The 26,861-nt window shown below is 75.7% G+C and carries 21 protein-coding genes; 11 read left to right on the forward strand and 10 right to left on the reverse strand.

Annotation, left to right across the window (positions count from 1 at the left end):
- Nucleotides 1-105: 105 nt before the first annotated feature.
- From ACFC2L_RS17070 to ACFC2L_RS17080, 3 genes are all read right to left on the reverse strand, one after another.
- Nucleotides 106-861, reverse strand: coding sequence for a hypothetical protein (locus ACFC2L_RS17070; RefSeq protein ID WP_375825527.1), 756 nt, complete (start codon nt 859-861; stop codon nt 106-108).
- Nucleotides 858-1,475, reverse strand: a complete 618-nt coding sequence (locus ACFC2L_RS17075) for a nitroreductase family protein (RefSeq protein WP_375825528.1) — start codon at nt 1,473-1,475, stop codon at nt 858-860. Before ACFC2L_RS17075 ends, ACFC2L_RS17070 begins: the two co-directional genes overlap by 4 nt.
- 117 nt (nt 1,476-1,592) lie before the next feature.
- Nucleotides 1,593-2,576 carry an aldo/keto reductase gene (locus tag ACFC2L_RS17080; RefSeq protein WP_375825529.1) on the reverse strand — a complete coding sequence of 328 codons (984 nt, stop codon included), beginning with the start codon at nt 2,574-2,576 and terminating at the stop codon, nt 1,593-1,595.
- Between the two features lie 110 nt (nt 2,577-2,686).
- Here ACFC2L_RS17080 and ACFC2L_RS17085 point away from each other — a divergent pair, with 110 nt between their 5' ends.
- Nucleotides 2,687-4,309, forward strand: a complete 1,623-nt coding sequence (locus tag ACFC2L_RS17085; RefSeq protein WP_375825530.1) for a PLP-dependent aminotransferase family protein — start codon at nt 2,687-2,689, stop codon at nt 4,307-4,309.
- On the opposite strand, the gene ACFC2L_RS17090 is transcribed toward ACFC2L_RS17085, so the two are convergent.
- On the reverse strand, nt 4,290-4,682 hold the full coding sequence (locus ACFC2L_RS17090) for a hypothetical protein (protein WP_375825531.1): 393 nt from the start codon (nt 4,680-4,682) through the stop codon (nt 4,290-4,292). The two genes, ACFC2L_RS17085 and ACFC2L_RS17090, sit on opposite strands and share 20 nt — an antisense overlap.
- 31 nt (nt 4,683-4,713) lie before the next feature.
- Nucleotides 4,714-6,513 carry an oleate hydratase gene (locus ACFC2L_RS17095; protein WP_375825532.1) on the reverse strand — a complete coding sequence of 600 codons (1,800 nt, stop codon included), beginning with the start codon at nt 6,511-6,513 and terminating at the stop codon, nt 4,714-4,716.
- A 159-nt stretch (nt 6,514-6,672) separates the two neighbouring features.
- On the opposite strand from ACFC2L_RS17095, the gene ACFC2L_RS17100 reads away from it, so the two are divergent.
- The gene (locus ACFC2L_RS17100) at nt 6,673-7,167 is read left to right on the forward strand and encodes a DUF6174 domain-containing protein (RefSeq protein ID WP_375825533.1); all 495 of its coding nucleotides are present in this window, start codon (nt 6,673-6,675) and stop codon (nt 7,165-7,167) included.
- Nucleotides 7,168-7,225: 58 nt separating this feature from the next.
- On the opposite strand, the gene ACFC2L_RS17105 is transcribed toward ACFC2L_RS17100, so the two are convergent.
- From ACFC2L_RS17105 to ACFC2L_RS17115, 3 genes are all read right to left on the reverse strand, one after another.
- Nucleotides 7,226-10,144, reverse strand: a complete 2,919-nt coding sequence (locus tag ACFC2L_RS17105; protein ID WP_375825601.1) for an FAD-binding and (Fe-S)-binding domain-containing protein — start codon at nt 10,142-10,144, stop codon at nt 7,226-7,228.
- A 1,045-nt stretch (nt 10,145-11,189) separates the two neighbouring features.
- Nucleotides 11,190-13,292: a YhgE/Pip family protein gene (locus ACFC2L_RS17110; RefSeq protein WP_375825534.1), complete on the reverse strand. Its 2,103-nt coding sequence runs from the start codon at nt 13,290-13,292 to the stop codon at nt 11,190-11,192.
- Complete coding sequence (locus ACFC2L_RS17115; RefSeq protein ID WP_375825535.1) at nt 13,289-14,131, reverse strand: hypothetical protein; 843 nt, start codon at nt 14,129-14,131, stop codon at nt 13,289-13,291. Before ACFC2L_RS17115 ends, ACFC2L_RS17110 begins: the two co-directional genes overlap by 4 nt.
- A 115-nt stretch (nt 14,132-14,246) precedes the next feature.
- Between ACFC2L_RS17115 and ACFC2L_RS17120 the strand changes: the two genes are divergently transcribed.
- Together ACFC2L_RS17120 and ACFC2L_RS17125 are read left to right on the forward strand one after the other, a co-directional pair.
- A complete protein-coding gene (locus ACFC2L_RS17120) occupies nt 14,247-14,954 on the forward strand; it encodes a TetR/AcrR family transcriptional regulator (protein ID WP_375825536.1) in 708 nt (235 codons plus the stop codon).
- A gap of 63 nt (nt 14,955-15,017) precedes the next feature.
- The gene (locus ACFC2L_RS17125) at nt 15,018-16,061 is read left to right on the forward strand and encodes an NAD-dependent epimerase/dehydratase family protein (protein ID WP_375825537.1); all 1,044 of its coding nucleotides are present in this window, start codon (nt 15,018-15,020) and stop codon (nt 16,059-16,061) included.
- A 97-nt stretch (nt 16,062-16,158) separates the two neighbouring features.
- Here the strand turns inward: ACFC2L_RS17125 and ACFC2L_RS17130 are convergent, their stop codons facing one another.
- Entirely contained in the window at nt 16,159-16,602 is a 444-nt protein-coding gene (locus ACFC2L_RS17130; RefSeq protein ID WP_375825538.1) for an OsmC family peroxiredoxin, read from the reverse strand.
- Nucleotides 16,603-16,857: 255 nt separating this feature from the next.
- Between ACFC2L_RS17130 and pnuC the strand changes: the two genes are divergently transcribed.
- The 7 genes from pnuC to ACFC2L_RS17165 all read left to right on the forward strand — a co-directional run bounded on the left by pnuC (nt 16,858) and on the right by ACFC2L_RS17165 (nt 25,827).
- Nucleotides 16,858-17,511 carry a nicotinamide riboside transporter PnuC gene (gene pnuC / locus ACFC2L_RS17135; protein ID WP_375825539.1) on the forward strand — a complete coding sequence of 218 codons (654 nt, stop codon included), beginning with the start codon at nt 16,858-16,860 and terminating at the stop codon, nt 17,509-17,511.
- Nucleotides 17,508-18,635 (forward strand): AAA family ATPase, encoded by a 1,128-nt coding sequence (locus ACFC2L_RS17140; protein WP_375825540.1) that lies wholly within the window; start codon nt 17,508-17,510, stop codon nt 18,633-18,635. The genes pnuC and ACFC2L_RS17140 overlap by 4 nt, the downstream gene beginning before the upstream one ends.
- A gap of 82 nt (nt 18,636-18,717) precedes the next feature.
- On the forward strand, nt 18,718-20,325 hold the full coding sequence (locus ACFC2L_RS17145) for an ATPase (RefSeq protein ID WP_375825542.1): 1,608 nt from the start codon (nt 18,718-18,720) through the stop codon (nt 20,323-20,325).
- Nucleotides 20,322-21,650 carry a hypothetical protein gene (locus ACFC2L_RS17150; protein ID WP_375825543.1) on the forward strand — a complete coding sequence of 443 codons (1,329 nt, stop codon included), beginning with the start codon at nt 20,322-20,324 and terminating at the stop codon, nt 21,648-21,650. Before ACFC2L_RS17145 ends, ACFC2L_RS17150 begins: the two co-directional genes overlap by 4 nt.
- On the forward strand, nt 21,647-23,635 hold the full coding sequence (locus ACFC2L_RS17155; RefSeq protein WP_375825545.1) for a hypothetical protein: 1,989 nt from the start codon (nt 21,647-21,649) through the stop codon (nt 23,633-23,635). Before ACFC2L_RS17150 ends, ACFC2L_RS17155 begins: the two co-directional genes overlap by 4 nt.
- The gene (locus ACFC2L_RS17160; RefSeq protein ID WP_375825546.1) at nt 23,625-24,236 is read left to right on the forward strand and encodes a hypothetical protein; all 612 of its coding nucleotides are present in this window, start codon (nt 23,625-23,627) and stop codon (nt 24,234-24,236) included. Before ACFC2L_RS17155 ends, ACFC2L_RS17160 begins: the two co-directional genes overlap by 11 nt.
- Nucleotides 24,237-24,258: 22 nt before the next feature.
- The gene (locus ACFC2L_RS17165; protein ID WP_375825547.1) at nt 24,259-25,827 is read left to right on the forward strand and encodes an AMP-dependent synthetase; all 1,569 of its coding nucleotides are present in this window, start codon (nt 24,259-24,261) and stop codon (nt 25,825-25,827) included.
- Nucleotides 25,828-25,831: 4 nt separating this feature from the next.
- On the opposite strand, the gene ACFC2L_RS17170 is transcribed toward ACFC2L_RS17165, so the two are convergent.
- Nucleotides 25,832-26,554, reverse strand: a complete 723-nt coding sequence (locus ACFC2L_RS17170; protein WP_375825548.1) for a hypothetical protein — start codon at nt 26,552-26,554, stop codon at nt 25,832-25,834.
- Nucleotides 26,555-26,861 lie beyond the last annotated feature (307 nt).

A 26,861-nucleotide genomic window follows, 5' to 3' on the forward strand; every position in this document is an offset into this window, starting at 1 on the left:
GGGCAGGGCAATCTGCTCGGTAACCCACGACCTTCATAGCGAGGCCCCGCCCGCGCGACCCGGGCCGACCCGGGAGCTACTCATACCGTCTGACCGACGCGCCGGCTACGAGGGCCAGGCGCCGGGCTCCTCCACGGGGCCGACGAGGCCGACGCGCACGTCGGCGAGGAGCTGCTGCCACGCGCCCTCGTCGAGCGGGCCCTCACAGTCGAGCGCGAGCACGACGGACTGGGTCGACGCGCCGCCGTCGAACGTGGGCACGCTCGCGACGCGCGCAGCACCCCGCACCTGCACCGGGCCCCGCGGGGTGTCGACGTCCCAGTCCTGCGCCACCGCGTTCATGCCCTGGATCGCCACGCCGTCGGAGGTGAGCGGGAGCAGGACGTCGCGCGTGGCCGCCGGGTCGCCGCCGTCCGCGTCGACGGTCTCCGCGAGCAGCGCCTCGGACACCTCGCGGGCGCCCGTCGTCGGAGGCGCGGCATCGCTCGTGCCGTGCCACGAGAGCACGCACGCACCGGCGGACCCGACGACCTGCCACCCCGCGCGCGCGACGAGCGGCGCCGCGGTCGGCGCCCCCGACAGGCTCACGACCTCGGGGGTATCGGCGACCGGGGCGGCGCCCGGGTCCGGGCCGGTCGCCCCGTCCTGCTCGCCCGGGGACGTCCCGGATCCTGGCTCGGTGTCCGGGGAGGAGGGCGAGCCGTCGGTCGCGTCCGGACCAGGGACGCTGTCCGGCCTGCTCGTCCTGGTCGCGTCGTCGGTCGGGTCGGGCGCCTGGCCCCCGGTGCACGCGCTCGCGACGGCCACGGCCAGCACGACCCCGACCGCGAGCGCCACGCCCTGACGCGGCCCGCGGGTCATGACCGACCACCCCACCGGCCGCGGTGCACGACGTCGTCGAGCGGCTTGCGCTCGCGACGTCGCGGCGAGCCCGTGGTCGCCCGGTCGGCGGGGTGCCCGACGGCGACGACCCCGGTCGGGGCGTACGTGTCGGGGATGTCGAACGCCGCGCGCAGCCGCGCGACCTCGCCCGGCGCGACGCCGAAGAAGCACGCGCCGAGCCCCTCGTCGACGGCGGTCTGCAGCATGAGCAGGGCGGCCATCCCCGCGTCGACGTGCCAGTACGGCACGGCCCAGCGGTTCTCGTCGCGGTCGGCCCAGCCCTTGTCGTCCTCGGCGTACCGGTCGAGGTAGACGTCCTTCGACGTGAGGACCACGACCAGCACGGGCGCGGTGCGCATCCCCGCGAGCCACGTGCTCATGCTCCGCTCGGGCTGCTCGGGCGAGCTCGCCGCCCAGAAGCGCGCGACGTCGTCGGGCTCGGTGAGCACGAGGAACGACCACCCCTGCGCGAACCCCGCGCTCGGCGCGCGGACCGCGTTGCGCACGAGGCTGTCGACCGCGTCCGGGGCGACCGGCTCGTCGGTGAACCGGCGCACCATGCGCCGGCGTCGGACGACGTCCTGGAACTCCACGTGGCCCCCTCGGCACGGTCCGGCAGCAGGTCCCCGCACCCTACCCGGCGACGTGCCGCGTCGTCCGGCCCGCCCGGCCCGACGGCGGAGCGTCGGACCGGGCGGGGGCGCGCCGGCTCAGGCGGCGTCGAGGCGGGCGCGCAGCTCCGGGTCGAGGTCGAGGTCCGCCGCGCCGAGCAGCTCGTCGAGCTGCTCGATCGTGCTCGGCCCGACGAGCGGGACCACCGGGTGCTCGCCCCCGAGGAGCCAGGCGAGCACGACCTGGTTGGGCGTCGCACCGAGCTCGCCCGCGACCTCGTGGAGGAGGCGGATGCGCTCGCGCGTGGTCGGGTGGTCGAACCCGTCCCACAGCGGCTTGTCGCGGCGCACGTACGCGCCCTGGAGGATGGGCGAGTACGCGGTGACGGCGAGCGGCGGGCGCCCGTCGACGCCCGTGGACGCCGCGTAGTCGAGCAGCTCGTACGACGCCCAGTTGTGCCGGCCCACCGCGGGCGTCGGGTAGGCGTAGGTGAAGTTCTGCTGGACGAGCCCGTAGGGTGCGACGCCCTGGCGCAGCGCCTCCTCGCGCGCCTCGACGACGCGCCACAGCGCGACGTTCGAGATGCCCGTGATGCCGACGACGCCCTCGGCCTGGAGCTTGCCGAACGCGCCGACCGTCTCGGCGAGCGGCGTCTCGTGGTCGTCGACGTGCCCGTAGAGCACGTCCACGTGGTCGATGCCGAGGTGGCGCAGGCTCTCGTGCGCCTCGTACCCGATGACGTCGGCGCCGAGGCCCTGGAAGTTCGTGGGCTCGACGTTCTGCAGCGGCAGGGCGGGGTCCTTCTTGGCCGCGCCGAGCTTGGTCGCGATGCGGACCTCGTCGCGCACGCCGCGGCTCGCGAGCCAGCGGCCGAGCAGGTCCTCGCTGTCGCGGCCGTGGCCGCCGGCCCACAGGCTGTAGTTGTTCGCCGTGTCGAGGAACGTCCCGCCCGCTTCGGCGAAGCGGTCGAGGATCGCGAACGAGGTGTCCTCGTCGACGAGCGTGCCCATGTTCATCGTGCCGAGGCACAGGGTCGACACGTCGAAGGAGGTGCGCCCGTCGCCGATGGTGCGGTACCGCATGGTGGTCTCCCGAGGTTCGTGGTGGACCCGAGTGGTCCGTGGTGGACCCGTGGTCCTGATGACGTGCTCCACGCTACGGAGAGATCGGCACGGGTGTACGGTCCGATTCCATGGTGCTGAACCAGACCAATTCCTCGTCGGTGGCCGGTCCGGCCGCGGCCGTCGCGCGCCCCGGCCCGACGGCGGAGCTCGCCTGGGAGGCGCTGCTCGACCTGGGGACGGGGCCGGGCTCGCGCGTCGAGCGGCTCGAGCGCGCGGTCCGCGACGCGGTGCGCGCCGGGCGCGTCCCCGTCGGCGCCGCGCTGCCGCCGAGCCGACAGCTCGCGGAGACGCTCGGGGTCTCGCGCTGGGTCGTCACGGAGGCGTACGGCCAGCTCGTCGCCGAGGGGTTCCTCGAGGCGCGCACCGGCTCCGCGACGCGTGTCTCCGCCGCGGCCCGGCCGACGAACCCGGTGGGGCCCGGGGCGGGCGCAGGTCACGACGCAGGTCGTGCGGGACGAGCGGCGGACCGTCGACCCGCGCCCACCCTCCCGGACTCCGGGCGGGCCGCGGGGTCGGCCCGGGCACGCACCAGCGCACGCGCCCGGTTCGACCTCGCCCCGGGCGTGCCCGACCTGCGGCACGTCCCGCGCGACCCGTGGCTCCGCGCGGCGCGCGAGGCGTTCGCGGACGCGTCGAACGACGACCTCGGCCAGCCCGCCCCCCCGGGGCACCCGCACGCGCGGGCCGTCGTCGCCGACCACCTGCGCCGGGCACGCGTCGTCGCCGGGCCGGACGACGCCGTCGTGCTCGCGCGCGGAGCGACCGACGGCATGGCGCGCGTCGCCGCGGCGCTCGTCGAGGCGGGCCACACGCACGTGCTCGTCGAGGACCCGAGCTGGTCGGTGCTGCGCGACGTCGCGGGGCGCGTCGGCCTCGTGCCCGTCCCGGTCCCCGTGGACGACGCGGGCGCGGACGTGGACGCGCTCGTCGCCGCGTCGCGGCGGACCGGGGCGCGCGCGGCGCTGCTGACGCCCGCCCACCAGTTCCCCACCGGCGCCGCGCTCGCCCCCGAGCGGCGCGAGGCGGTGCTCGCGTGGGCCCGTGCCGTCGACGGCCTCGTGGTCGAGGACGACTACGACGCCGAGTTCCGCTACGACCGTCGGCCCGTCGCCGCGCTCCAGCAGCTCGACCCCGACCGCGTGGTCCTGCTCGGCTCGGTGAGCAAGACGATGAGCCCGGCGTTCGGCGTCGGGTGGATGGTCGTGCCCGCGCGCTGGCGCGAGTCCGTGGTGCGCGCGGCCGCCACGACGCACGGCCCGACGGCGGCCCCGTCCACGGTCGACCAGCTCACGTTCGCGCGGTTCGTCGCCGCGGGCGGGTACGACCGCCACCTGCGCGCCGCGCGCGGCCGGTACCGCCGCCGTCGCGACGCCGTGCTCGCCGCCCTCGCGCGCGAGCTGCCGGGTGCCGCGGTGAGCGGCATCGCGGCGGGGATGCACGCGCTGCTCACCCTGCCCGGCTCACCCGACGACCCCGCGCCCGACGCCGCGCACGTCGTGCGCGAGGCCGCGCGGCGCGAGGTCACCGTCGTCGACCTGCGCCGCTACCAGGTGCGCCCCGCCGAGCGGTCGACGACCCTCGTGCTCGGGTACGGCAACCTCGCCGACGCCCGCGTCGACGAGGCCGTCGCCCGCCTCGCCGACGCGGTGCGGAGCGCCCGCAGGAGCGCCGTCAGCCCTTCAGGACGGTGACGAGCGCGGGGAGCGGGTCAGGGAGGTCGCGCGCCCGGCGCTCCTCCACCCACGCCCCCCGCACGACCTGGCTCCAGGCCGGCTCCGCCCGGCATCGCGCGGCGATGCGACCAGCCAGGTCGGGCCGCCCGACGATCGCCTCCTCGACGATCCCCGCTCCGAGCCACGTGACGAGGCGCTCGTCCTCGCTCGCGACGGCCTGCGCGACGAGCGCGTCGAGCAGCGGCAACGGGTCGGCGTCGTGCTCGACGCAGCTCCGTGCCACTTCCGAGACCTCGACCTCCGCCTCCGACCGCAGACGCTCGGCTCGTGTGCCCGCGGTCAGCAGGAGCCAGCCGAGGTAGCGTCGCGCGAGGTCCTCCGGTGTCGACATGCGCCCGATGCTGCCACGCCGGGCCGCGAGGTCACTCGTCGTGGGACAGGAGGCTGAACTCGGCGAGGAGCTCGCCGATCTCCGTGGCGTCCACCTTCTTCTGGAGCCGGTCGCGCAGGATCCGCGGCCCGGGGAGGTCGAGCTCCTCCCCGTCGCGCAGGGCGCTCACCGCGGCGAGCAGCTTGCGGACGTCGTACGTGCTGTTGAAGACCTCGGGGACGCCCCGCTCCAGGTCGAGGAGCTGGTAGGCCGCCTCCATCCCGGTGCGCACGGAGTACTCGGTCGTGAAGATCGTGTCCCGCGTCGTCTCGGCGAACTGGCCGATGAACGCGAAGTTCTTCGCGCCGTCGGGCACGACCTGCGGCCGGTCGCCCGCGTGCCGGGGCATGAAGAACGCCGTGACGTACGGCATCATCACGGGCACGCAGCTCGCGGCCTCGGCGGCGAGAGTCGGGATGTCGGCCTCGGGGACGCCGAGGTGGTACAGCCACTCCTGCGTGATCTCCTCGCCCGTGCAGTCCTGGAGCGGCTTCTTCACGTAGTCGCCCGGCGTCTCGACGAACAGCCCGTACACCCACACGACGATCTCGTCCGGCGACTGCGCCTTGAAGTGCGGCTGCCGGTTGACGGTCCAGCTCATGAGCCACGCCGAGTCGCGCGCGGTGACGATGCCGCCCGTGACGACCCTGCCGCTGAACGGGTCGCGCTTGCAGATGCGCTCGATGTACTCGGGGATGCGCCGGTCGAGCGTCGTGACGGTCGCGGACTGCCACTTGGTGCGCGGGATGTCGGTGCTGAACACGTCGGGCCGGCCGAACGCCGGGTCCTTCGCGGCGACGCGCCGCCACAGGTCCCACGCGGGCGCCGGCCCCGTGTCCAGGCGGGCGGGGGTGTGCTGGTCGCCGTTGTCGGAGTTCTCCGTGAGCGAGCCGATGGTCGCGATGACGAGGTCGTCCTCGCCGAGGTCGATCGTCTGCTCGACGGCGGCGCCACCGGACTCGTGGCCTGCCCCGTGGTCCAGCAGGTGCAGCCGCGTCGCGACCTTGCGGTCGGGCGCGAGCTCGAAGTCGACGTCGGTGACCTCGACGTGGAACCGGAACGTGACGCCCTGGTCCATGAGCCAGCGCGTGAGCGGCAGCACCATCGACTCGTACTGGTTGTACTTGGTGAACTTCAGCGCCGAGAGGTCGGGCAGGCCGCCGACGTGGTGGATGAACCGGTGCAGGTAGAGCTTGAACTCGAGCGCGCTGTGCCACTCCTGGAACGCGAACATCGTGCGCCAGTACAGCCAGAACTGGCTGTCGAGGAAGTGCTTCGACATCACCTCCTCGATCGACTTCCCCTCCATGTCCTCGCGCCGCGCGAGGAAGATCTTCGTGATCTCCTTCTGCGCCTTCTCGTCGAGGCGGAACAGGTTGTCGAACCGCGCGTCCTTGCCGCGGTCCTCGGTGACGCGCTGGAGCGAGAAGTTCGGGTCGTCCTTGTTGAGCCAGTAGAACTCGTCGAGGACCGAGACCCCCTCGGTCTCGATCGACGGCACGGAGCGGAACAGGTCCCACAGGCACTCCATGTGGTCCTCGAGCTCGCGCCCGCCGCGGATGACGAACCCGCGCCGCGGCTCCTTGATGCCGTCGAGAGCACCGCCGGGGAGCTTGAGGCGCTCGTAGACGGTGATCTTCTCGCCCGGGACCTGACCGTCGCGGACGAGGAAGCCCGCCGCAGAGAGCGAGGCGAGCCCCGCTCCGACGAGATGGACGGACCCGATCCGGTCCGTCCGCTCGGGCCTGCGCGGTCGCGCGAAAGCCTCGTAGTTGCCGCTCGAGTAGTACATGCCACTCCCTCTCACCGCCGACGACCGGAAAGGAGCGCCGCCCGCGGTGGCGCTCCCCTGCCATGCTCACGCCGGGCACGAGCGACCGCATCTCGGTGCACGAACGTGCACGGGTCCCCGCGACCGCAAGACCGGGACACCCGGGCACACGAGCAGGGCATGGAGACGACGCCGCCCCGCCCCCGCCCGTCCCGGACGACGGCGGCGCTCGCCCTGGCCGGCCTGCTCGCCCTCTCGGCCGGGGCGTCCGCGTGCGCGCCCGCGGGCGTGTCGTGGCCGGTCGCCGGGCTGTCGGACGCGCGGGACCGGTGGGCCGCGGCGGGGTACGACGACTACGCGTTCACGCTCACGTCGTCGTGCGGCGAGCGGAACCTCGTCGGGGACTTCGACGTCGAGGTCGTGGGCGGCGAGGTGGTCGCGGTGTCCGCGAGCCTCGCGCACCTGGAGATGACCCCGGAGTCGTACGTCGAGAGCGGTGGCCGCACGGTCGACGGGTTCCTCGACCTCGTCGACGAGCGCCACGACGACGTCACCGACGTCGCGTTCGACGGCGAGCTGGGCTACCCGACGTCGCTCACGCTCGACCCGATGCCGCGCGCGATCGACGACGAGGAGTGCTACGCGATCACGGACGTGCACCCCGCGCACGGCTGACTGCCGCCCACCCGGGCGACCGCACGCCGTCGGGCGACCCGGCCGCGCAGCGTGACGCTCAGAGCCGCTCGGCGAGCAGCTCGACGAGGGCCTTGCCCTGCACGCCGGCGAGGTCGTCGGCCTGGGTGCGGCAGGAGAACCCGTCCGCGAGGTACACGTCGCCGGGGGCGGCGTCGCGCAGCGCGGGCAGCAGCGCGTTCTCCGCGACCGCGACCGACGTCTCGTAGTGGCCCTTCTGCATGCCGAAGTTGCCCGCGAGGCCGCAGCAGCCGGCGAGGACCTTGATCGTCGCGCCCGCGTCGCGCAGCAGCCGCTCGTCCGCGGCGAAGCCCATCACCGAGTGCTGGTGGCAGTGCGGCTGCACGACGGCGGTCACGTCCGACAGGTCGGGCACGCGCCACCCGGACTCGCGGCCGGGCGCGGTGTCGACCGACGTGAGGAGCTCGGCGAGCGTGCGCGTCGCCGCGGACACGGCCTGGGCGCGCGGGTCGTCGGGGAACAGGTCCACGAGGTCGGAGCGCAGCACGGCCGTGCACGACGGCTCGAGCCCCATGATCGGGATGCCGTTCACGGCGTACGGGCCGAGCACGGACAGCAGGTTCTCCAGGCGCTTGCGCGCGCCGTCGAGCTGGCCCGTGCTGATCCACGTGAGGCCGCAGCACGCCTGCTCGTCCGGCACGACGACGTCGTACCCCGCCGCGGTGAGCACCTTGACGGCGGCCTGCGGCACGCCCGGCGACATGTTGTCGCTGAACGAGTCGGTCCACAGCACGACCTTGGGGCGCTCGTCGCGCACGGGGTGGCCGGGCCGCTCGCCGATGCGCAGGCCGGGCACGCCCTGGGTCGCGCCGCCGCGCTTCCACCACGTGCGGAAGGGCACCTCGGCGAACGTGGTCATCGAGCGGCGCGTGTCCATGCCGCCCGCCCAGAGGACCGTCTTCGCCAGCGGCCGGAAACCGAGCAGCTTGTTGGCCAGGCGCGGCATGCCGGTCGCGAGCCGTGCCCAGATCGGCAGCCAGCCGAGCGAGTAGTGGTCGACCGGGCGCAGCTTGCCGCGGTACGTACGGTAGAGGACCTCGGACTTGTACTGCGCCATGTCGACACCCGCGGGGCAGTCGCTCGAGCACGCCTTGCAGGACAGGCACAGGTCGAGCGAGTCGCGCACCTCGGGCGCCGCGAGACCGCCGACGAGAGTGCCGTTCACGGCCTCCTGGAGCACGCGGGCGCGGGCGCGCGTGACGTCCTTCTCGTCCTTGGTCGCCTGGTACGACGGGCACATGAAGCCGCCCGCGGCGCTGGTGTCGGCGCGGCACTTGCCGACACCGACGCAGCGGTGCACGGCCTGGGTCATGTCGCCGTGGTCGTGCGCGAACGAGAAGCCCTGGTAGCCGGCGCGACGCGAGATCTTCGTGACCTTCGCGGGCGCGGCCGTGCTCGTCCCGGGCGTCCCCGGCGCGCCGACCTTCGAGAGCAACGGGTGCGCGTGCGGGCGGCGCAGGTCGTCGTCGACCGCGCTCGGGCGCACGACGACGCCCGGGTTCATCACGTCCCGCGGGTCGAACAGCGCCTTGAACTGCTCCATGAGCGCGATCGCCTCGGGGCTGTACATGACCGGGAGCAGCTCCGAGCGTGCGCGGCCGTCGCCGTGCTCGCCCGAGAGCGAGCCGCCGTACTTCGCGACGAGCTCGGCCGCCTCCAGCATGAACGTGCGCAGCACCGACCCCGACGCCTCGAGCGGGATGTCGATGCGCAGGTGCACGCACCCGTCGCCGAAGTGCCCGTACGGCAGGCCGTCGACGCCGTAGCGCGCCATGAGCGCGTCGAGGTCGCGCAGGTAGTCACCCAGCTTCTCCGGCGGGACGGCGGAGTCCTCCCAGCCCGGCCACGCCTGCTCGCCCGCGGGCGTGCGCCCGGCGAGCCCCGCGCCGTCGGCCCGGATCTGCCACATCTTGGTCGCCTCGGGTCCCGCGGGCAGCATCATCGTGGCCTCGCTGCCCGACGCCGCGACGATCGCCTCCGCGTTCGCCATCGCCTCCTCAGGGGTCGCGCCCCCGACCTCGACCATGAGCCAGCCGGCGCCCGGCGGCAGCGGCGGGACGGACGCGTCGCCCTTGGCGCGACGCACGACGTCGACGAGCCGCGCGTCGAGGCCCTCGACCGCGAGCGGGCTGAGGTTCAGGAAGGTCGGGACGTCGTCGGCCGCGGACGGCATGTCCGGGTAGCCCAGCACGACGAGCGTCGGCTTGGACGGCACCGGCACCAGGCGGACCGTCGCCTCGAGGATCGTCACGAGCGTGCCCTCGGTGCCGACGAGCGCCTTCGCGAGGTCCGACCCGTTCTCCGGCAGCAGGTGCTCGAGCGAGTACCCCGACACCTGGCGCCCGAACCGCCCGAACTCCGTCCGGATCAGCGCGAGGTTCTCCCGGACGAGCTCCGCGAGCCCGGGGACGTCGGCGAACGTCGGGTCGCCCTTGCCAGCCGTGAAGCGGCGGCCGCGGCCGTCGACGACGTCGAGCTCGATCACGTTGTCGACCGTGCGCCCGTACGCGACGGCGTGCGGCCCGCACGCGTTGTTCCCGATCATGCCGCCGAGCGTCGCGCGGTTCTGCGTCGACGGGTCCGGCCCGAACCGCAGCCCGTGCGGCGCGGCCTGCTGCTGGAGCGCCGACATCACGACGCCCGGCTCGATGCGCGCCGTGCGCGCCTCCGGGTCCACGTCGAGCACGCGGTTCACGTGCCGCGTGAAGTCCAGGACCACGCCTGGCCCGATCGAGTTCCCCGCGACCGACGTCCCGGCGCCGCGTGCCGTGACCGGCACCTCGAGCTCGCGCAGCACGTCGAGCGCCGCGACGACGTCGTCCGCGTCCTGCGGGTACACCACGGCCTCGGGCACGACGCGATAGTTCGACGCGTCCGTCGAGTACTCGGCCCGGCGCCGCGTGGAGGAGTCCACCCCGCCGCGCACGACCGTGCGCAGCGCCTCGGCGAGCGCCGTGCGCGCGACGTCGGCCGCGCGTTCGGCCTCGCGGAGAGCGGCCGCGCGCTCCGCCTCCGGCGACGTCGTCGCGCGGGAGCCGGACCGCCGCGAACCGTTCCCGTCGTGCTGCGGGGCAGGGGTCGGGGTGGCGTCGATCTCAGCGGACACGTCGCGATTGTCGCACCCTCGCGCCCGGAGCCCCGGAACCGTCCGCCCCGTGGCTCTCCGAACCGCCGAGGTAGAGCCCTGGTCGGCCGAGGTAGAGGCGTGGTCGGGTCTCAGGCCCGCGGCGTGGGTTCGCGGTGGGGGTGGTCTCGGTGCTCGGGGCTGCCGCGCCGTCACCATGGTCGTTCGGGTGGGGGTTCTTGGAGCGCGGCTCTGACGCCCCTTCGCATCCGAGCCCACCCCCACCGCTCGGCCGTCGCCTTCGTCCTAGCCTCGTGATCGCCCGCGCACCGCCAGGAAGACGGGAGGCGGCCCGGCCCGCCGGGCCTGCCGAGGCAGAACTCCGGTCACGCGAGGTAGAACCCTGGTCCGCCGAGGTAGAACCCTGGTCACGCGAGGTAGAACGGTGGTTGGCCGAAGGAGAACCGTGGTCGGACCACCGGCGGGCCGGCCGCCGTCGGACATCGGACGACCACGACACACCGACGGCGAGACCGCGGACTACGCGGCGACAACGGCACGACCCGAACAGGGCGTCGCCGGACCAACCCGACACCGCAGGCAGTCGCCCGAGGCGAACACAGACCAGGGCGAGACGAAACCGGGTCGGGGTGGGTGGTGGTGCCGCGTCGTGGCGGGCCTGGCGGGAGCCGCGAGGAACGAGCGGCGGATGGTAGACGCGGCACCACCACCCACCCCGACCACCCAACGCAACCACACGCCGTCGGGCACAACCGCGGCTCTACCTCGACCGACCAGCGTTCTACCTCGCGGGACCAGAGTTCTACCTCGGCGGACCAGGGTTCTACCTCGACCGACCAGGGTTCTACCTCGACCGACCAGGGTTCTACCTCGGCGGACCAGGGCTCTACCTCGCGGGTCAGAGGACGAGCTCCGGTTGGAGCTTCTTGATGGTCCAGACGCGCTGCTGGCGGGCCGCGAGGGTCGTGACGGCGAGGGCACCGGCCAGGACGAGGAGGAGGACCGTGACGTCGCGGGTCACCGTCGCCATGTTGCCGCCATACAGGAGCTGTCGCAGGCCCTCGACGGCGTACGTCATGGGCAGGAACTGGTGCATCGAGCGCAGCGGCTGCGGGATGGTCTGCCACGGGAACGTCCCGCCCGCGGTGACGAGCTGGACGAGCATGAGGACGAGCCCGAGGAACTGCCCGGCCGCACCGAGCCAGACGTTGAGCGCCTGGAGGATCGCGACGAACGTCGCGGACACGAGCACGAGGAACAGCGCGGTCCCGACGCCGTGCACCGGGTCGATGTCGAGCGCGAACTTGGTCACCGTGAACATCGCGGCGACCTGCACGACGCCGATCGCGGCCGGGGTGAGCCACCCGCCCAGGGCGGTGGCCAGGCCGGAACGGCCCGCGGCCAGCGCCCGCGAGGACAGCGGGCGCACGAGCAGGAAGAGCACGTAGGCGCCGATCCAGGTCGCGAGCGACAGGAAGAAGGGCGCGAGGCCGCCGCCGTAGGTGCCGGCGGACGACAGCGCCTCGTTCTTCACGGACACCGGGTTGCCGATCGTCTCTGCCGTGTCCTGGCGAGTCTGCTCGTCGAGGTCCGGCACCTGGCCGAGCCCTTCGGCGAGCCCGTCGCGGAGCTGGGTGACGCCGTCGACGAGCTCGCCGGACCCGTCGCGGAGCTGCGACGTGCCGTCCGCGAGCGAGGTCGCGCCGTCGGACACCTGACGCGTGCCGTCGGCGAGCTGCGCGACGCCGTCCACGAGCTGCGGGGTCGCGGCGGCGAGCTGCCCGGTGCCGTCGGCGAGGCGGTCCGCGCCGTCGGCCGCCGTCGCGATCCCGGCGGAGAGCTGGGGCGTCGCGGCCGCGAGCCGGGCGGCGCCGTCCGACACCTGGCGCGAGCCGTCGGCGAGCTGGTCGAGCTTCCCGGAGGCCGCGGTCACCTGGTCGACGGCGGCCTGGACCTGCTCGCGCTGCTGGTCGAGCACGGGCGCGACCTGCGCCCGGACCTGGTCGGCGGTCGCCTGGTCGAGGACGCCGTCGGCGACGAGCTGGTCGAGCCGGGCGTCGACGTCGCCGCGGACCGTGTCGAGCGCGGGCAGCACCTGGCCCGCCGCGTCGGCGGCCTGCTGCCCGTACTGCGCGACCTGCGCGTTCCCGTCCGCCACCTGCGCGGCGCCGTCGGCGAGCTGGCGTGTCTGGTCGGGCAGCGACGACGTCGCGCCCCGGAGCGTCCCGAGCCCGGAGGCCAGGGACTCGGCGCCGTCGTCGAGCTGCCCGACGGCGTCCGCGAGCGTCCCGGTGCTCGCGTCGAGCCGCTCGGCGCCGTCGGCGGCCCGGCCCGCGCCGTCGGCGAGGGTGTGCGCGCCGTCGTCCGCGGTGACGAGGCCGTCGCGGAGCTGCGTCGCGCCGTCGAGGAGCTGGTCCGCGCCGTCCACGGCGTCGGCGAGGTTGGTGTGGATGGACGCGAAGCCGCGCAGGAACGTGTCCGCCGCCTCGGTGCCCACCTGCTCGGCGATGGAGTCGCGCACCTTGCCGACGATCTGGTCCGCGATGGTGCGCGCGAGGTAGTTGTTGGCGTCGTTCGTGATGAGCGTGAGGCTCGCCTGCTGCGGCGCGAACTCGCCCGCCGACGCGAGGTCGGCGGAGAACGTCGGGCCGATGACGAGCGCGGCGTCGTAGCGCCCGGACCGCACGCCGTACTCGGCGTCCACCTGGCTCGTCTCGACCCAGCCGAACCCGCCGTCGTCGAGCAGCTGGTCGGCGACGTCGCGCCCGAAGTCGCGCCGCGTCGTCGCCCCCGTCTGGGCGTCCGTCGTCGTCGTGCCCTCGTCGAGCACGACGAGCGCGGCGGGGATCTCGTCGAGCTTGTCGTACGGGTCGTGGTTCGCGAACAGGTAGAGGCCCGCATAGAGCGTGGGGATGAGCGCCATCGCGAGGATCGCGAGGCGCGGCAGCGTGCCGGCGGCGAGGCGCCGGAGCTCGGACAGCCCGAGGCGGATCGCAGTCATCGGCCCTCCTGGTCGTTCTCGACGTCGGCGCGCGCGTCGAACCCGGGATCGTTCCTCAGTTCGTCGCCAGCCTGGGGAGCGACCCCGGGTTCGGCAGCGTCCGTGACCTGGTCGGGATCAGGCACCGGGTCCGGGGCGGGCGGCGAGGTCGGGCGCGTGCGCAGGACGACGACGGGAGGCTCGTGGATCGAGGCGCCGCGGGCCGGTGGCAGGTCGACGCCGAGGTCGCGGGCCGAGGCGCGCGTGCACTGCACGAGCACGCCGTAGCCCGCGGCGGCGAGGGACTGCGCGACCTCCCACCAGCCCGACGGCTCGCCGCCGTGGCGGTCCGGGAGGGTGAGCACGAGGAAGCGGACGTCGGGGTCCTCGGCCGCGAGCGCCGCGAGGAGCGCGGTGCGCACGACCCCGGGGACCTGGTCGAGGCGCCGCCCGCGGTCGGCGGCGAGGGAGTGGTCGGCGAGCCAGCGGGTGACGTCGGAGGGCAGCGACCGTCGTCCGGCGAGCGCGAGGCCCTCGGCGACGACGTCGGACACGGTGAGCGCGTCGTCGGGCTCGCTGATGCCGGGGACGTCGACGACGGCGGTCACGTCGCGCAGGGTGGCGGCGGCGCCGCGCGCGGCCCGTCCGGACCGCCGTGACGGCGCGCTCGCGGGCAGGAGCCGGACCTCGCCCGCGGACGGATCGAACCGTCCCGTGGCGACGAGGGCGAGGGCGGTGTGCCCGTGCCCGGGCTCGCCCGCGACGAGCACGCTCTCGCCCGTGGACCAGGCGAGGTCCATCGGCTCGAGCATCGGCTCGCGCCGCCCGTCGACGCGGACGTCCGTCAGCGTGATCTGCATCCCGGCTCTTCCCTCTCGTGGGTCCCCGGTCCTCCCCGAGGACGCCGTTGACTCACGGTCAACAACGCTACGCCTCTTGTTGACTCGCGGTCAACAACGGCGTACAACGGATGTCATGCCCCGCACGCCCGCTCCCTCGTCCGGCGCCCCGGCCCCGGCCGGCGCGCCGAGCCCGCCGCCCGGCGCACGCCGCCGTCGCGAGCCCGCCGACCGCCGTCGGGAGCTGCTCGACGCCGCCGCGCGGCAGGCCGACGAGCACGGCCTGGACTCCCTCACCCCCGCGGTCGTCGCCGCGCGGTCGGGAGCGTCCAAGGCCCTCGTCTTCCACTACTTCGGGTCCACCGCGGGACTGCGCCGGGCCGTCGCGCTCGAGGCCGTGGCGGGGCTCGAGGCGGCGACCGTCGCACCGGACGATCGTCCTCTCGCCGAGCGTCCGGCGCTCGCCGTCGCGTCGTTCCTCGACGCGGTCGAGACCCGCCGCCTCGTCTGGCAGGACCTGTGGCGCGGCGCGCTCGCCGAGGACGACGCGACGCAGGAGGCGCTCGCGCGCGTCCGGGAGGGCCTCGTCGCCCGGCTGACCTCCACGGTCTCCGCGACGTCCGGCGCGCCGCTCACGTCGCCGCGCCTCCGGCTGATCGCCGCGGGCTGGGTCGCGCTCGTCGAGAACGTCACCGCCGCATGGCTCGGCGGGAGCGACCCGTCCCGCGCGGAGATCGAGCGGCTCGTCCTCGCGAGCGCGGTCGTCCTCGTCCCCGAGCTCCCCGAGCCCGCGCGCGGCGCCGTCCTCGCCATCGCCCGGGCGAACTCGGGCGCGGCGGGCTAGCGTCGGGAGAGCGCCCGCCACACACGGACACAGGGCGGGGCGGACGAGGTCGGGAGGCAGCGCATGCGCGTGGTGGTCGTCGGGGCGAGCGGGAACGTCGGCACGGCGGTGCTGCGCCGGCTCGCGGCCGAACCCGTCGTGACGTCCCTCGTCGCGGTCGCGCGGCGCGTGCCGCGCGCGGACGGGTCGAGCACGGTGCGCGCCCCGCACGACGCGGCGACGTGGCGGTACGCGGACGTCGCCGCCGCCGACGCGGACGAGCGGCTCGACGCCGCGCTCGCCGGAGCGGACGTCGTCGTGCACCTCGCGTGGGCGATCCAGCCGAGCCACGACCGCAAGCGCCTGCGCCGCGTCAACGTCGAGGGCACGCGCCGCGTCGTCGAGGCGGCGCAGCGCGCCGGCGTCGCGCACGTCGTCGTGGCGTCGTCCGTCGGCGCATACTCCCCCGCCCCGTACGCGGGCGACGCACGCGACACCCCGGTCAACGAGGGCTGGCCCGTCGAGGGGATCCCCGGCTCGTCGTACTCCGAGGACAAGGCGGCCGTCGAGACGCTGCTCGACGACCTCGACCGTCGGAGCGGGATCGTCGTCTCGCGCGTGCGCTCGGCCCTGGTGTTCCAGCGCGACGCCGCGTCCGAGATCGCGCGGTACTTCCTCGGCCCGCTCGGCACGCGCGTGCTCCGCCGCTCCCCCCTGCCCGCCGTCCCCCTCCCCGAGGGGCTGCGCCTCCAGGTGGTGCACGCGGAGGACGTGGCCGAGGCGTACGCGCGCATCGTGGTCGGCCGGCACCCCGGGCCGTTCAACGTCGCCCATCCCACGGTGCTCACGCCGCAGGACGTGGCGGACGTCGTCGCTGACGGCTCGCTGCGCACCGTCCCCTACGGGACGGCGCGGACCGCCGTCGCGGCCGCGTGGCGGGCACGCCTGGCGCCGGTGGGCGAGGGCTGGCTCGACATGGCGATGCGCGTGCCCGTGCTGGACACGAGCCTCGCCGGGGAGCTCCTGCGGTGGCACCCGGCCCACGGCGCGAAGGACACGCTCACCGAGCTCGTCGGCGGGATCCGCGACGGCGCCGGGACCTCGACCCCGCCGCTCCTCCCCCGCTGACCAGCCCGTTCCGCATCTCGACCACCGCCGAGCACGACGGAGGGTCGCCGTCCGGACGGACGACGACCCTCTGTCGCGATCGGCACGGTGGCGCGCGTCAGCTCTCGAGCGCGGCGTCCAGCGTGACCGTCGGGACGCCCGCGAGCGCCTTCGACACGGGGCACGTCGCCTTGGCCGTCTCGGCGGCCTGCTGGAACCCGGCCGCGTCGATGCCCTCGACCTCGCCGCGCACCGTGAGCGCGATCGTCGGGATCTGGAAGCCGCCCGCGGGGTCCGGCGCGAGCGTGACCTCGGCGGTCACCTCGAGCGAGACGGGCGTCGCGCCGGCCTCGGCGAGCACGGCCGAGAACTGCATGGCGTAGCAGGACGAGTGCGCGGCGGCGATGAGCTCCTCGGGGCTCGTGACGCCGCCCGCGTCGTCCGCGGCGCGGCGCGGGAACGAGACGTCGTACGTGCCGACCTTCGAGCTCGACAGCTCGACCTGGCCCTGACCGTCCTGCAGTCCACCGTTCCAGGCGGTACGAGCGATACGCGTGGGCATGCGAGATCTCCTTCGACGTCGGGGTACCCGGGAGGGACCCGGGCTCGTCCCGACCGTAACGCCCCGACGGCCCGCCTGCCCCCGAGCGCGGCGCACGTCACAGTCCCCCGAGATCGGCAGTCCGGGTCGAGATCGGCGGTCGCAGTCGAGATCGGCGGTCGCAGTCGCCGATCTCGACCGCAGGTGCCGAAGTCGCGGTGCGCTCGCACGAGCACCGCCCGGGCTCTCGGCGGCGCGCCCGTAGAGTGTGCGCCCGTGAGCGTCGAGGAGATCCTGGGGTTCGTCACGGGCGCCGCGTGCGTGTGGCTCGCGGTGCGGCAGAACGTGTGGACGTTCCCCGTCGGGCTGGCCAACAACGTGGTGTTCCTCGTGCTGTTCACGGGCACGGGCCTGTACGCGAACGCGGGACTGCAGGTCGTGTACCTCGTCCTCGGCGCGCTCGGCTGGTACTGGTGGCTGCGCGGCGGCGCCGACCGCGGGCGCCTCGTCGTGCACCGGACGCCGCGCGCCGCCTGGGTGGTCGGGCTCGTCGCCGCCGCGGCGACCACGGCCGCGCTCGTCGCGGTCCTCACCACCTGGACCGACTCGGCGGTGCCGTTCTGGGACGCGCTGACGACGTCGTCGAGCCTGCTCGCGCAGACGATGCTGGGGCGCAAGTGGGTCGGCAACTGGTGGGTGTGGATCGCGACGGACGTCGTGCTCGTCGGGCTCTACGCGAGCCAGGGGCTGTGGCTCACCGCCGCGCTCTACGTCGGGTTCGTCGCGCTGTGCGTCCAGGGCCTGCGCGAGTGGTCCGCCGCCCTGCGCACGCCGGGCGCCGGGGCGCCCAGGGACGACGGCGCGGGCCTCGCCGAGCCGGGCGCCGCCGGCCCGGCCCCCGTGCCCGACGACGCGGAGCCGGCCCGGTGACGCGGCTCGCCCACGGCCTCGTCATCGGCAAGTTCTACCCACCGCACGCCGGCCACGTGCACCTCGTCCGCACCGCGCTCGCGCGCTGCGAGCGCGTCACCGTCCAGGTGCTCGCCTCGACGAGCGAGTCGATCCCCGCCGCGCTGCGCGCCGAGTGGCTGCGGGCCGAGCTGCCCGGTGCGCGCGTCGTGCACGGGCTCGACGACGCCCCCGTCGACTACGCGGACCCGCACGCGTGGGACGAGCACGTGAAGGTCATGCAGTCGCTGCTCGACCCCGACGACCCGCCCGTCGACGCGGTGCTCACCTCCGACCGGTACGGCGTCGAGCTCGCGCGGCGCTTCGACGCCACGTGGGTCCAGGTGGACCCCGACCGCCGCCACCTGCCCGTGTCCGGCTCGGCCGTCCGCGCCGACCCCGCCGCGCACTGGTGGGCGCTGCCCGCGCCGGTCCGCTCCTGGTACGTGCGGCGCGTCGTCGTGCTCGGTGCCGAGTCCACGGGCTCGACGACCCTCGCGACCGACCTCGCCGCCCACCTCGGGCTCGACCCCGTGCTGGAGTTCGGGCGCGAGTGGTCCGAGGTCCGGCCCGGCGGCCTCGCCGCGCCGTGGCACACCGCCGAGTTCGACCTCGTCGCGCGCGAGCAGGCACGGCGCGAGGACGACGCCGCCGCGGTGTCGCCCGTCCCGCTCCTCGTGTGCGACACCGACGTGCTCGCCACCACGCTGTGGCACGAGCGCTACGTGGGCCACCGCTCCCCGAGCGTCGAGGCGCTCGCCGCCGCCCGCCGCCCCGACCTCTACGTCCTCACCGGCGACGAGATCCCGTTCGTCCAGGACGGCCTGCGCGACGGCGAGCACGTGCGGCACGCGATGCAGGACCGGTTCCGCGACGTCCTCGCCACGACCGGCCCGTGCCTGGCGGACCCGGCCGACGTCGTGCACCACCTCGGCCCCGCCGAGCTGCCGACGCCGGACGGCCGCCGCCCGGGCGTGCCGTGGTTCGAGGTGCGCGGTGGCCGGGCGAGCCGCCTCGCCCAGGCGCTGGCCGCCGTCGGGCCGCTGCTCGCGACCCCGCGCCACGTGGCCGACCCGCTCCCCCAGGCCGGCACCGACGCCTTCTGATCCGCGGACCCGCCCCGGCGAGCCCCGCGGACCTGGCACGGACGTCCCCGCGCCCCGCGCGGGACGGTGGCAGGATCGGCCCGTGACCGATCTCGAGCACGTGTCCTCCGCGCCGACCCGGCCGCAGCCCGCGGGGCCGGCTGACGGGCGCGACCCGTTCGCCCTGGGCGTCGACGACCTGTTCGGCACGCCCGTCACCGGGGCGGGCCCCGACGACGGCGTGGCCCGGGGCGGGCTGCCGCTCGACGAGAAGCTACGGCAGGCGTACTTCTGGGTCGTCAACCACGCGATCATCAGCCCCCACTACGACGTCGAGTTCGCGGCGCCCGGCGCGCGGGAGACGAGCTTCCGGCTCGGCGACTCGAAGGCGCTCCTCACCCTGCCGAGCGACCAGTCGTACTCGAGCTTCGTGCTGCTGCCGCTCCTGACGTTCGCCGTGCGGGGGCGGTGCCTCATGATCGGCGGGCCGGGGCGCGGGAAGACCGCGAGCGCCGTGCTCATGGGCGTCCTCGCGGGCTACCCGGTGCGCGACGTGCGCCGCGCGATGCAGCACGGGCACCCGCAGCTCACCGTGTCGGACCTGTTCGGCACGCCCCTGCCCAAGGACCTGGTGCAGGCGGACAGCCTCGCGGACGTGGACGTCGCGTGGCGGTCGTGGCTGGGCATGCGCGTGAAGATCGTCGACGAGTACAACCGCATCCCGACGCGCACGCAGTCGGCGCTGCTCACCGTGCTCGCGGACGGGTACGTCGAGGTGTACGACCAGGTCTACGAGACGGGCGACGCCGCCTGGTACCTCACGGCGAACGACGACGCGGGCGGCGGCACGTACCAGGTGGTCGACGCGCTGCGGGACCGCATCGACGTCGTCGTGCACGCGCTGCCGTTCAACAACCGCTTCCTCGGCGACCTCGTGGCCCGGGCCGAGCGGCGCGTGCGCCCGGAGGACAACGTGCCGCCGGAGATCGTGTTCGACGCCGCCGAGCACGACGCACTGCACGCCGCGATCCTCGCCGTCCCGTTCCCGGAGCCGGTGCGCCGCCGCCTCGAGTTCTTCGCGAGCCAGCTCGAGGTGCTGGAGCGCGCGGGGTGGCAGTTCGAGTACCGGACGAAGGACACGGCGCGCGTCGCGGGCGTGGACCCGCACCTCGTGGCGACGGCGGACACGGGCCGCGACCGGCTGGGCGACGTGGGTGCGCAGACCCTCAACGGCCTGTCGGTGCGCGCGCTCCAGTCGCTCGTCGCGTACGCGAAGGCGATGGCGTACTTCCGCGGGGACGCCGAGGTGGAGCTCGCCGACCTGCGCGCCGTGCTCCCGTTCGTGCTGCACGACAAGCTGCTCCCCGACCTGCAGTCGGCCCCGTTCGACGACCGCGAGCGCGAGCCGCTGCGCTCGGACCGCGTGTCGTGGATCCGCGACCTCTTCGACACGGCGTGCCGCCAGTACGACGCCGCCGGCCTCGACGACCAGGACGACGTCGGGGCGGTCCTCGCGGACGTCGCGGCCGGGTTCGAGGGGCTGCCCGAGGCGGAGGTGCTGCGCCGGCTCGCCCGGATCGAGCACGTGCTCGCGTCGTGGGAGAAGCACGCCAAGCTGCACGGCCACGTGTACGAGGACGCGCTCGCGCTCAAGTACGCCCACCAGCGGTACACGAACTACCTCACCTGGCTGCGCTGGAGCGGCGCGTGACGCTGCCCGACGGCGCACGGTCGCCGTCGGCCGGGGACGCGGCCCCCGCGGGTCGTCCGCCCTTCGCCGACCGCGCGCTCGCCGAACGGGAGCGGTACGACGCCGTCCTCGCGCGGGCCCTCGCGCTCGGCGCGGACCGCGACATCCTCGCCGACGCGGTGCGGGAGGTGGCCGCGGCCGCGGACCCGCTCGCCCGCCAGCTCGGTGCGGACGCGTTCGCAGCGACGTGCGACGCGCTCGTCGACGCGCTCGCGCGGCTCGCCGCCGCGCGTCGCTGGCGTCCTGGCGCACCGGAGCGACGCGCGCTCCTCGACGTCGTCCCGCGGCTCGCGCCGTGGCTCGCCCTCGCCCCCGCGGCCACGGTCGCGGCGGTCGTCGACGCCGCACGGGCCGTCGGGGGCGGTCCGGGGGCGCGCGGGGACGTGACGGCGTGGGCGGCGCGCGTGGTCGACGCGGCCGCCGTCGGGGTCGGCAGCCCGGCGGACGTCGGTCCGGGACCCTCCGCGGCGGACCTGGTCCGACGCGCGGTCCTCGTCGCGGCGTGGCGCAGCGGGCTCGTGCGCTACCGGGACGCGGCGCTCGACGCCGCGCGGTCGCTCCCGGAGCCGGTCGCGCGGGCCGCGCTGTCGTTCCCCGCGTCCGGGGCGTCCGGGGCGTCCGGGGCGTCCGGGGCGTCCGAGGCGTCCGAGGCGGACGGGACGGCCGACGCCGCGGGGCTGCGGGCCGTGCTCGACCGCCACGCCGCGGACCCGTGGTGGTGGCCCGCCTCCGGGCAGGGCGACGAGCCCGCCGGGACGCGGTGGGTCCGGCTCCCGGGCGCTCCCGGGCCCGCGCAGGTCCTGGGTCGCTTCGGCGGCTTCCGCGGGTTCGGCGGCCCGTGGCTGTCGCCCGCGCTCGTCGTCGGCGCCGACGCGCGCCACCCCGGCCTGCGCTGGGTGCTGCTCTCGACCGGCGACGGCCCGCCGACCGCCGTGGGCACCGCACCGGACACCGCGACCGTCGGCGCCGAGACGGTCGAGTGGACGCTCGTCGCCGACGTCCACGGCGCGTTCGTCGCGCGCGCCCCGGGCGCGGGCGACCACGCCACCGGCGCGGTCACGCCGCCGCGCGCCGACGTCGACGACCAGGGCCTGCACGGGTCGGACCACAGTCCCGCCGGACGGCCCACGCCCGAACCGGCCCCCGACCCGGCCCCCGCCCCGGCCCCCGACGCAGCCCTGACCGACGTCAGCGGCGCCGCGGTGGTCGAGACGCCGTCGGGCCGGCTCGCGCTGCTGAGCCGGACCGGCTCGTACGACGTCCTCCTCGTGCGGTGGCCCCGGTGAGCGCGCCGACGCCGGAACCCGTCGGGGCGCTGCCCGACGAGCGACCTCGCGCCGACCTCGGGGCGCTGCGCCGGCGGTGGCAGGCCGCGTGGCCCGAGGCGCTCGCGGCCTGGGGCCGGTTCACGCGCCTCGGCGCCCCGACGCTGCACGGCCCCGCCACGGTCCCGGAGGGGGTCGGGTCGTTCGCGTGGTTCTCGACGACGCGCGTGAGCGTGCACGTGGACCTCGCCGAGGTCGTGGAGCTGGGGATCGAGGACCACGCGGTCGCGGTCCTCGCGCACGAGGTGGGGCACCACGTGCTGTCCCCCGGCGACCTCACGACGAGCGCGCTCCTCGTCGCGCGCACGCGCGCCGGGCTCGTGGACCAGGACCAGCTCGCGCCGCTCACGGCGAACCTGTGGAGCGACCTGCTCATCAACGACCGGCTGCAGCGCCGCGCCGGGATCGACCTCGCCAGGCTGTGGCGCGCGCTGGGGCCGGGGACGAGCACGGTGATGCAGACCGTGCTGCGCGCGGACGAGATCCTGTGGGGCCTGCCGCGCGGCGACCTCACGGCGTCCGACGTCCCGGTGGCCGAGCGCGAGGCGACGCTCGTCGCGCGGCTCGTGCGCGCCTACGCCGACGACCCCGTCGGGGGCGCCGCGGGGTTCGCCGCGCTCCTGCGCACGCTGCTCGCGTCGGAGGCGGGGTCGCTCGCCACGGCGAAGGACCCCCGCCGCCAGGCCCGGCCCGAGCACGGGGACCGCGAGGCCCGCCGACGGCACCTGCAACGACGGCGGTCCACGCTGCCCGAGGTGGTCTGCGGGCAGGACGAGGTGGCCGGGGCGGTCCCCGGCGGGCTCGCGACCGACCCGCGCGCCGCCGAGCCGGTGCGGCACCCCGTGCTCGACCCGCGCGTCGTCGGGGACCTCGGGCTGGGGACGGCCGACGACCCCGCGACGGACGCCGCGCACCACGCGCCCGGGACGGACGGCGAGGGCGCGCACGACGCGACCGGCCAGGCCCTCGCGCCGGCGGACTACGACGCGACGCTCCGGCTGCTCGGGCTCACGACGGACGCCGCGGCGTCGGCCCGGCGCTGGTACCGCGAGCACGCCGCGCCCCTGCTCGTCCCGTTCCCCGTGCGCGAGCACGTGCGCGCCACGGAGCCGCTGCTCGGCGCGCACGAGCAGTGGGACGTGGGCGACGAGCTGGGCGACGTGGACTGGACCGGGACGCTGCTGCGCTCGCCCGTCGTCGTGCCCGGGTTCACGACCGTGCGCCGGTCGGTCGACGAGGACACGGGTGACGAGCCCGACCGCGTCCCCGTCGACCTCGACCTCTACCTCGACTCGTCCGGCTCGATGCCCGACCCGACGCGCCGCGTCGCGCCGATCGCGCTCGCCGGGGCCGTCCTCGCGCTCTCGGCCCTGCGCGCCGGGGCGCGCGTGCAGGCGACGACGTGGAGCGGGCCGCGGCAGGTCGCCGGCACGGACGGGTTCGTGCGCGACGAGGACCGCGTGCTCGACGCGGTCGTCGCGCACTTCGGCGGCTCGACGTCGTTCCCGGTCCCGCTCCTGGAGCGCACGCACCTCGGCGACCCGGCCACCGGTGCCCCGCCGACCCGCACGCGCCCGTGCCACGTCGCCGTCATCTCCGACGACGGCGTCGTGTCGATGTTCGACGACGTCGTCCGGATCCGCTGGGGCGCGCGACCCGACACCGAGCTCGTGGCGCCCCACGAGGGCGTCGCGGCGCGCGCCGTCGCGGCCGCCGGGGGCGGGGGCACGCTCGTGCTGGACGTCTCGGCGAAGGGCGCCGAGACCGTGCGGGAGCACGCCGTGGGCTACCGGGTCCACGCCGTGCAGACCCAGGACGACCTCGTCGCGTTCGCCCGCGCCTTCGCACGCGAGCTGTGGGGTGCCTCGGCCGGTGCCCCGGCGAGCACACCGTCGAGGAGCACGACAACGAGCAGCCGACCGGAAGGAGCCCACCGTGGCCGATGACCACACCCGCCCGACGGTCGAGGGCCCCGCGCTCGCCGACGTCGTGCACCGCCTCGCCGACACGCCTCCGGACGTGCTGGACCACCCCGTGGTCGTGGCCGCCGCGCTCGTCGGCGACACCGCGGACCTCCTCGCCGGCGGCGGCGCGGTCGGCGTGCTGCACGGCCCGCAGCGCGCCGCCGTCGCGGCGCTGTGCACGCACGCCCCGTACGCGGCGCTCGCCGGGACGGTCTGCTGGCTCCTGCGCGACGAGCACCTGCTCGCCGCGCCCGCGTCCCGGGCCGCCGTGACGCCGGGCGCGCTCGTGCGGGTCGTCGAGCAGACCGTGCCCGCCCTCGCCCTGCTCCGGACACCGGACGAGTGGCTGCACGCGCCGACGGCGCGTGAGGAGCTGGCCCGCGCCGTGCTGCGCGAGCTCGGGCTGCGGCCCGCGGGCGAGAGCCCCGAGGTCGCCCAGGACCGGTGGGCGGCCGTGAGCACCGCGGAGCAGCGCCGGATCGCGCGCGAGATGGCGCAGGAGGCGCGCCGCGCCGAGCAGCTCGCACGCGAGCTCGCGGAGAAGCGCGCCAAGGAGGCCGCCGCGCAGTACGCCAACTATTAGCGAAGCTCCTGACGAGGACTCCATGACGACACCCGACGACGCCCCCGACCTCACGCTCGACGAGTACGCGCCCGGCGCGGCGGTCGCGCTCACCGACGCCGAGCGCTGGCCCACGCTCGACGACGCCGGCCGCGCCGCGCTCGACGCGGTGCGGGACCACCCCGCCGCGCCCGCCTGGGTCCACGTCACCGGCGACCGGCTGCGCCCCGACGACCTGCCCGTGCTCGACGAGGTCGCGGCCCGCCTCGCCGCGGGGCGCGCCGACTCCCGCGCCGGCACCCACGTCGAAGCCGCGGTCGACGCCCGTCCCGGCAGCCGCTCCGAGGGCCCGGCCGCGCCCCCCGGCGTCGCGGCCGCGCCCTCCGCCCCGCCCGCCTGGGTGGGCGCCCTCGTCGACCGGGCGCACGCCGTCGTGCCGCGGTACCGCCGGGCGCGCGACCGCGGGGAGAGCCGGGCCGGGTCGCCGCTCACCGCGGTCCGTCCCGTCACGCGCGACGACCTGCGGCACGACGTGGCGTCGTTCGTCCCCGTGGACGTGCCGCTCGGGCGCGTGCTCGAGGGCACGAGCTCCGGCAGCACGGGCGCGGCGGTCCGCGTCCCGCTGCACCCCGTGGCCGTCGCGGCGGACCTCGTGCTGCTGCAGCACCTCATCACCGATCCGGCAGCGGGCGCCGGCGCGGCCTGGGAGCCCGCGCCCGGCCGCCTGGGCCTGATGAACCTCGTGGACCAGCGCGAGGCGTTCACGTACGCGTCAGCGATGACCGGGTTCCGGCGCGGCCCCGGCGTCGCCGCACCGAGCATGGCGCGCGTCAACCTCGACCCCGGCGCGTGGGCGCACCCCGGCGACCGCGCGGCGTTCCTCGCGGCGCAGGACCCGCAGGTGGTGTCGAGCTCGCCGCTGCCGCTCCTCGCGCTCGCCCGGCTCGCGGAGGAGGGTCTCGCCCTGCACCCGGTCGCGCTCGTCAGCGGGGCCGCGCACCTGTCCGACGTCGCCCGCGCGCGCCTGCGCGCCACGTGGGACGTCCCCGTCGTCGACCTCTACGGGCTGCGCGAGACGGGCGCGGTCGCGGCCCGCACGGACGCGGGACCGTTCGTCGTCGTCGCGGGCCGGCGCGTCTGGGTCGAGATCCTCGACGGCGGCGGCGCGCCCGTCCCCGACGGCGACCTCGGCGAGGTCGTCGTCACGGTCGACGAGAACCCGTACCTGCCGCTGCTGCGCTACCGCACCGGCGACCGCGCGCGGATCGTGCGGCGCGGTGAGCGGGTCGAGCTGCACGACCTGGAGGGCCGGTCGCCCGTGCGCTACCTGCGGCCCGACGGCGCGTGGGTGCCGTCGGTCGACGCCGCCCAGCACCTCCAGGCCCACGGCATGGCCGCGTGGCAGCTCCACCAGGCGGCCGACGGGGACGTCGTGCTCGACGTCGTGCCCGACGCGGCCGGCGACGTCGGGGCGAGGGCCGCGCGCGCCGCGGGTGACGCCGTCGGGCACCTCCTGGGACGCCGCGTCACCGTGCGCGAGGTGAGCCCCGCCCGGCTCGGGGCGGGCCGGGCCCGTCGCTGGTCGAGCGACGTGCCCGGCGGGGCCGCGTGACGCCTCAGCCGAGCTGGCCGACCGGGCGGTAGACGACCGAGGACGCCCTGTTGTCGAACGAGCCGAGCGTCGCGCAGTGCGGCGTGCAGTTCTTCTTCGTCCCCGCGTAGCTGTACGAGTCGTACAGGGTCACCCAGCAGCCCGCGTAGGTCGTGGCGGAGCTGACGACGTTGTTCATGAGCAGGTTCGCGAGGTTCGGGAACCCGTACGTGGACCCGCCGTAGCAGCCGTTGGTGCCGGAGCCGTAGAGCACCTTCGACGCGCCCTTGTAGCTGGCGTCCCGCCACAGCACGCCCAGGACGAGCGAGCTCGCCGCCGCGGTGGTCGCGCGCGCCGTCCCGGCGGACGCCGCCGCCGACGCGTTGAGCTCGGTGACCAGCCCCTCGACGTCGGCGGGCGTCGCGTCGGCGAGGCGTGCCGCGGCGACGTCGCCGCGCGAGGCGAACTCCAGCGCCTCCTCGAGCGAGTCGAAGCACACCTCGGGCGCCGGCGGGAGCGTGGCGGGGTCCTGGCCGGGCAGGAGGGGCTGGGCCTGCACCGCGCAGCTCTCCCCGCTGGACACCTGCGCGTCGGTGGCGTCGGCGGTCGGGTCGGTCGGGGCCGTGCGGTCCCACGTCACGACGCGCAGGTCGGGCTCGGACGCCAGGGCGGGGGAGGTGACCGTGGCGGTCACGACGACGCCGGCCACGAGCGCGGCGGACAGGACCCGGAGCGAGGATCTGGTCATGGTTCTCCTTCTGCGTGGGCCACGCCCCCGGGTTCGCACCCCCCGTGGACCTGACGCGGGAAGGGGACTCCCACAGGACGGCCACGTCCTGTGACCCCGCCCGCATCGTAGAGCGTGCCGGCCCCGTTGTCTCCGGCTCGGGACCCGGTGACGACGCCTGCCGCTGGGCAGGTCGGGCACTCGTTGGTTACCGTGCTCGGGTGGTCTGTGTCCCACCCGGGCGAGACCGCAGGGAAGGACCCATCCACGAACCCTTCGCCGAACCGGCCCTGCCGGGGAGATGAGTGTCGATGAAGCACCGTTCTCT

It is taken from the genome of Cellulosimicrobium sp. NPDC055967 (assembly GCF_042269845.1).
In the GTDB taxonomy this organism is placed as follows: domain Bacteria; phylum Actinomycetota; class Actinomycetes; order Actinomycetales; family Cellulomonadaceae; genus Cellulosimicrobium.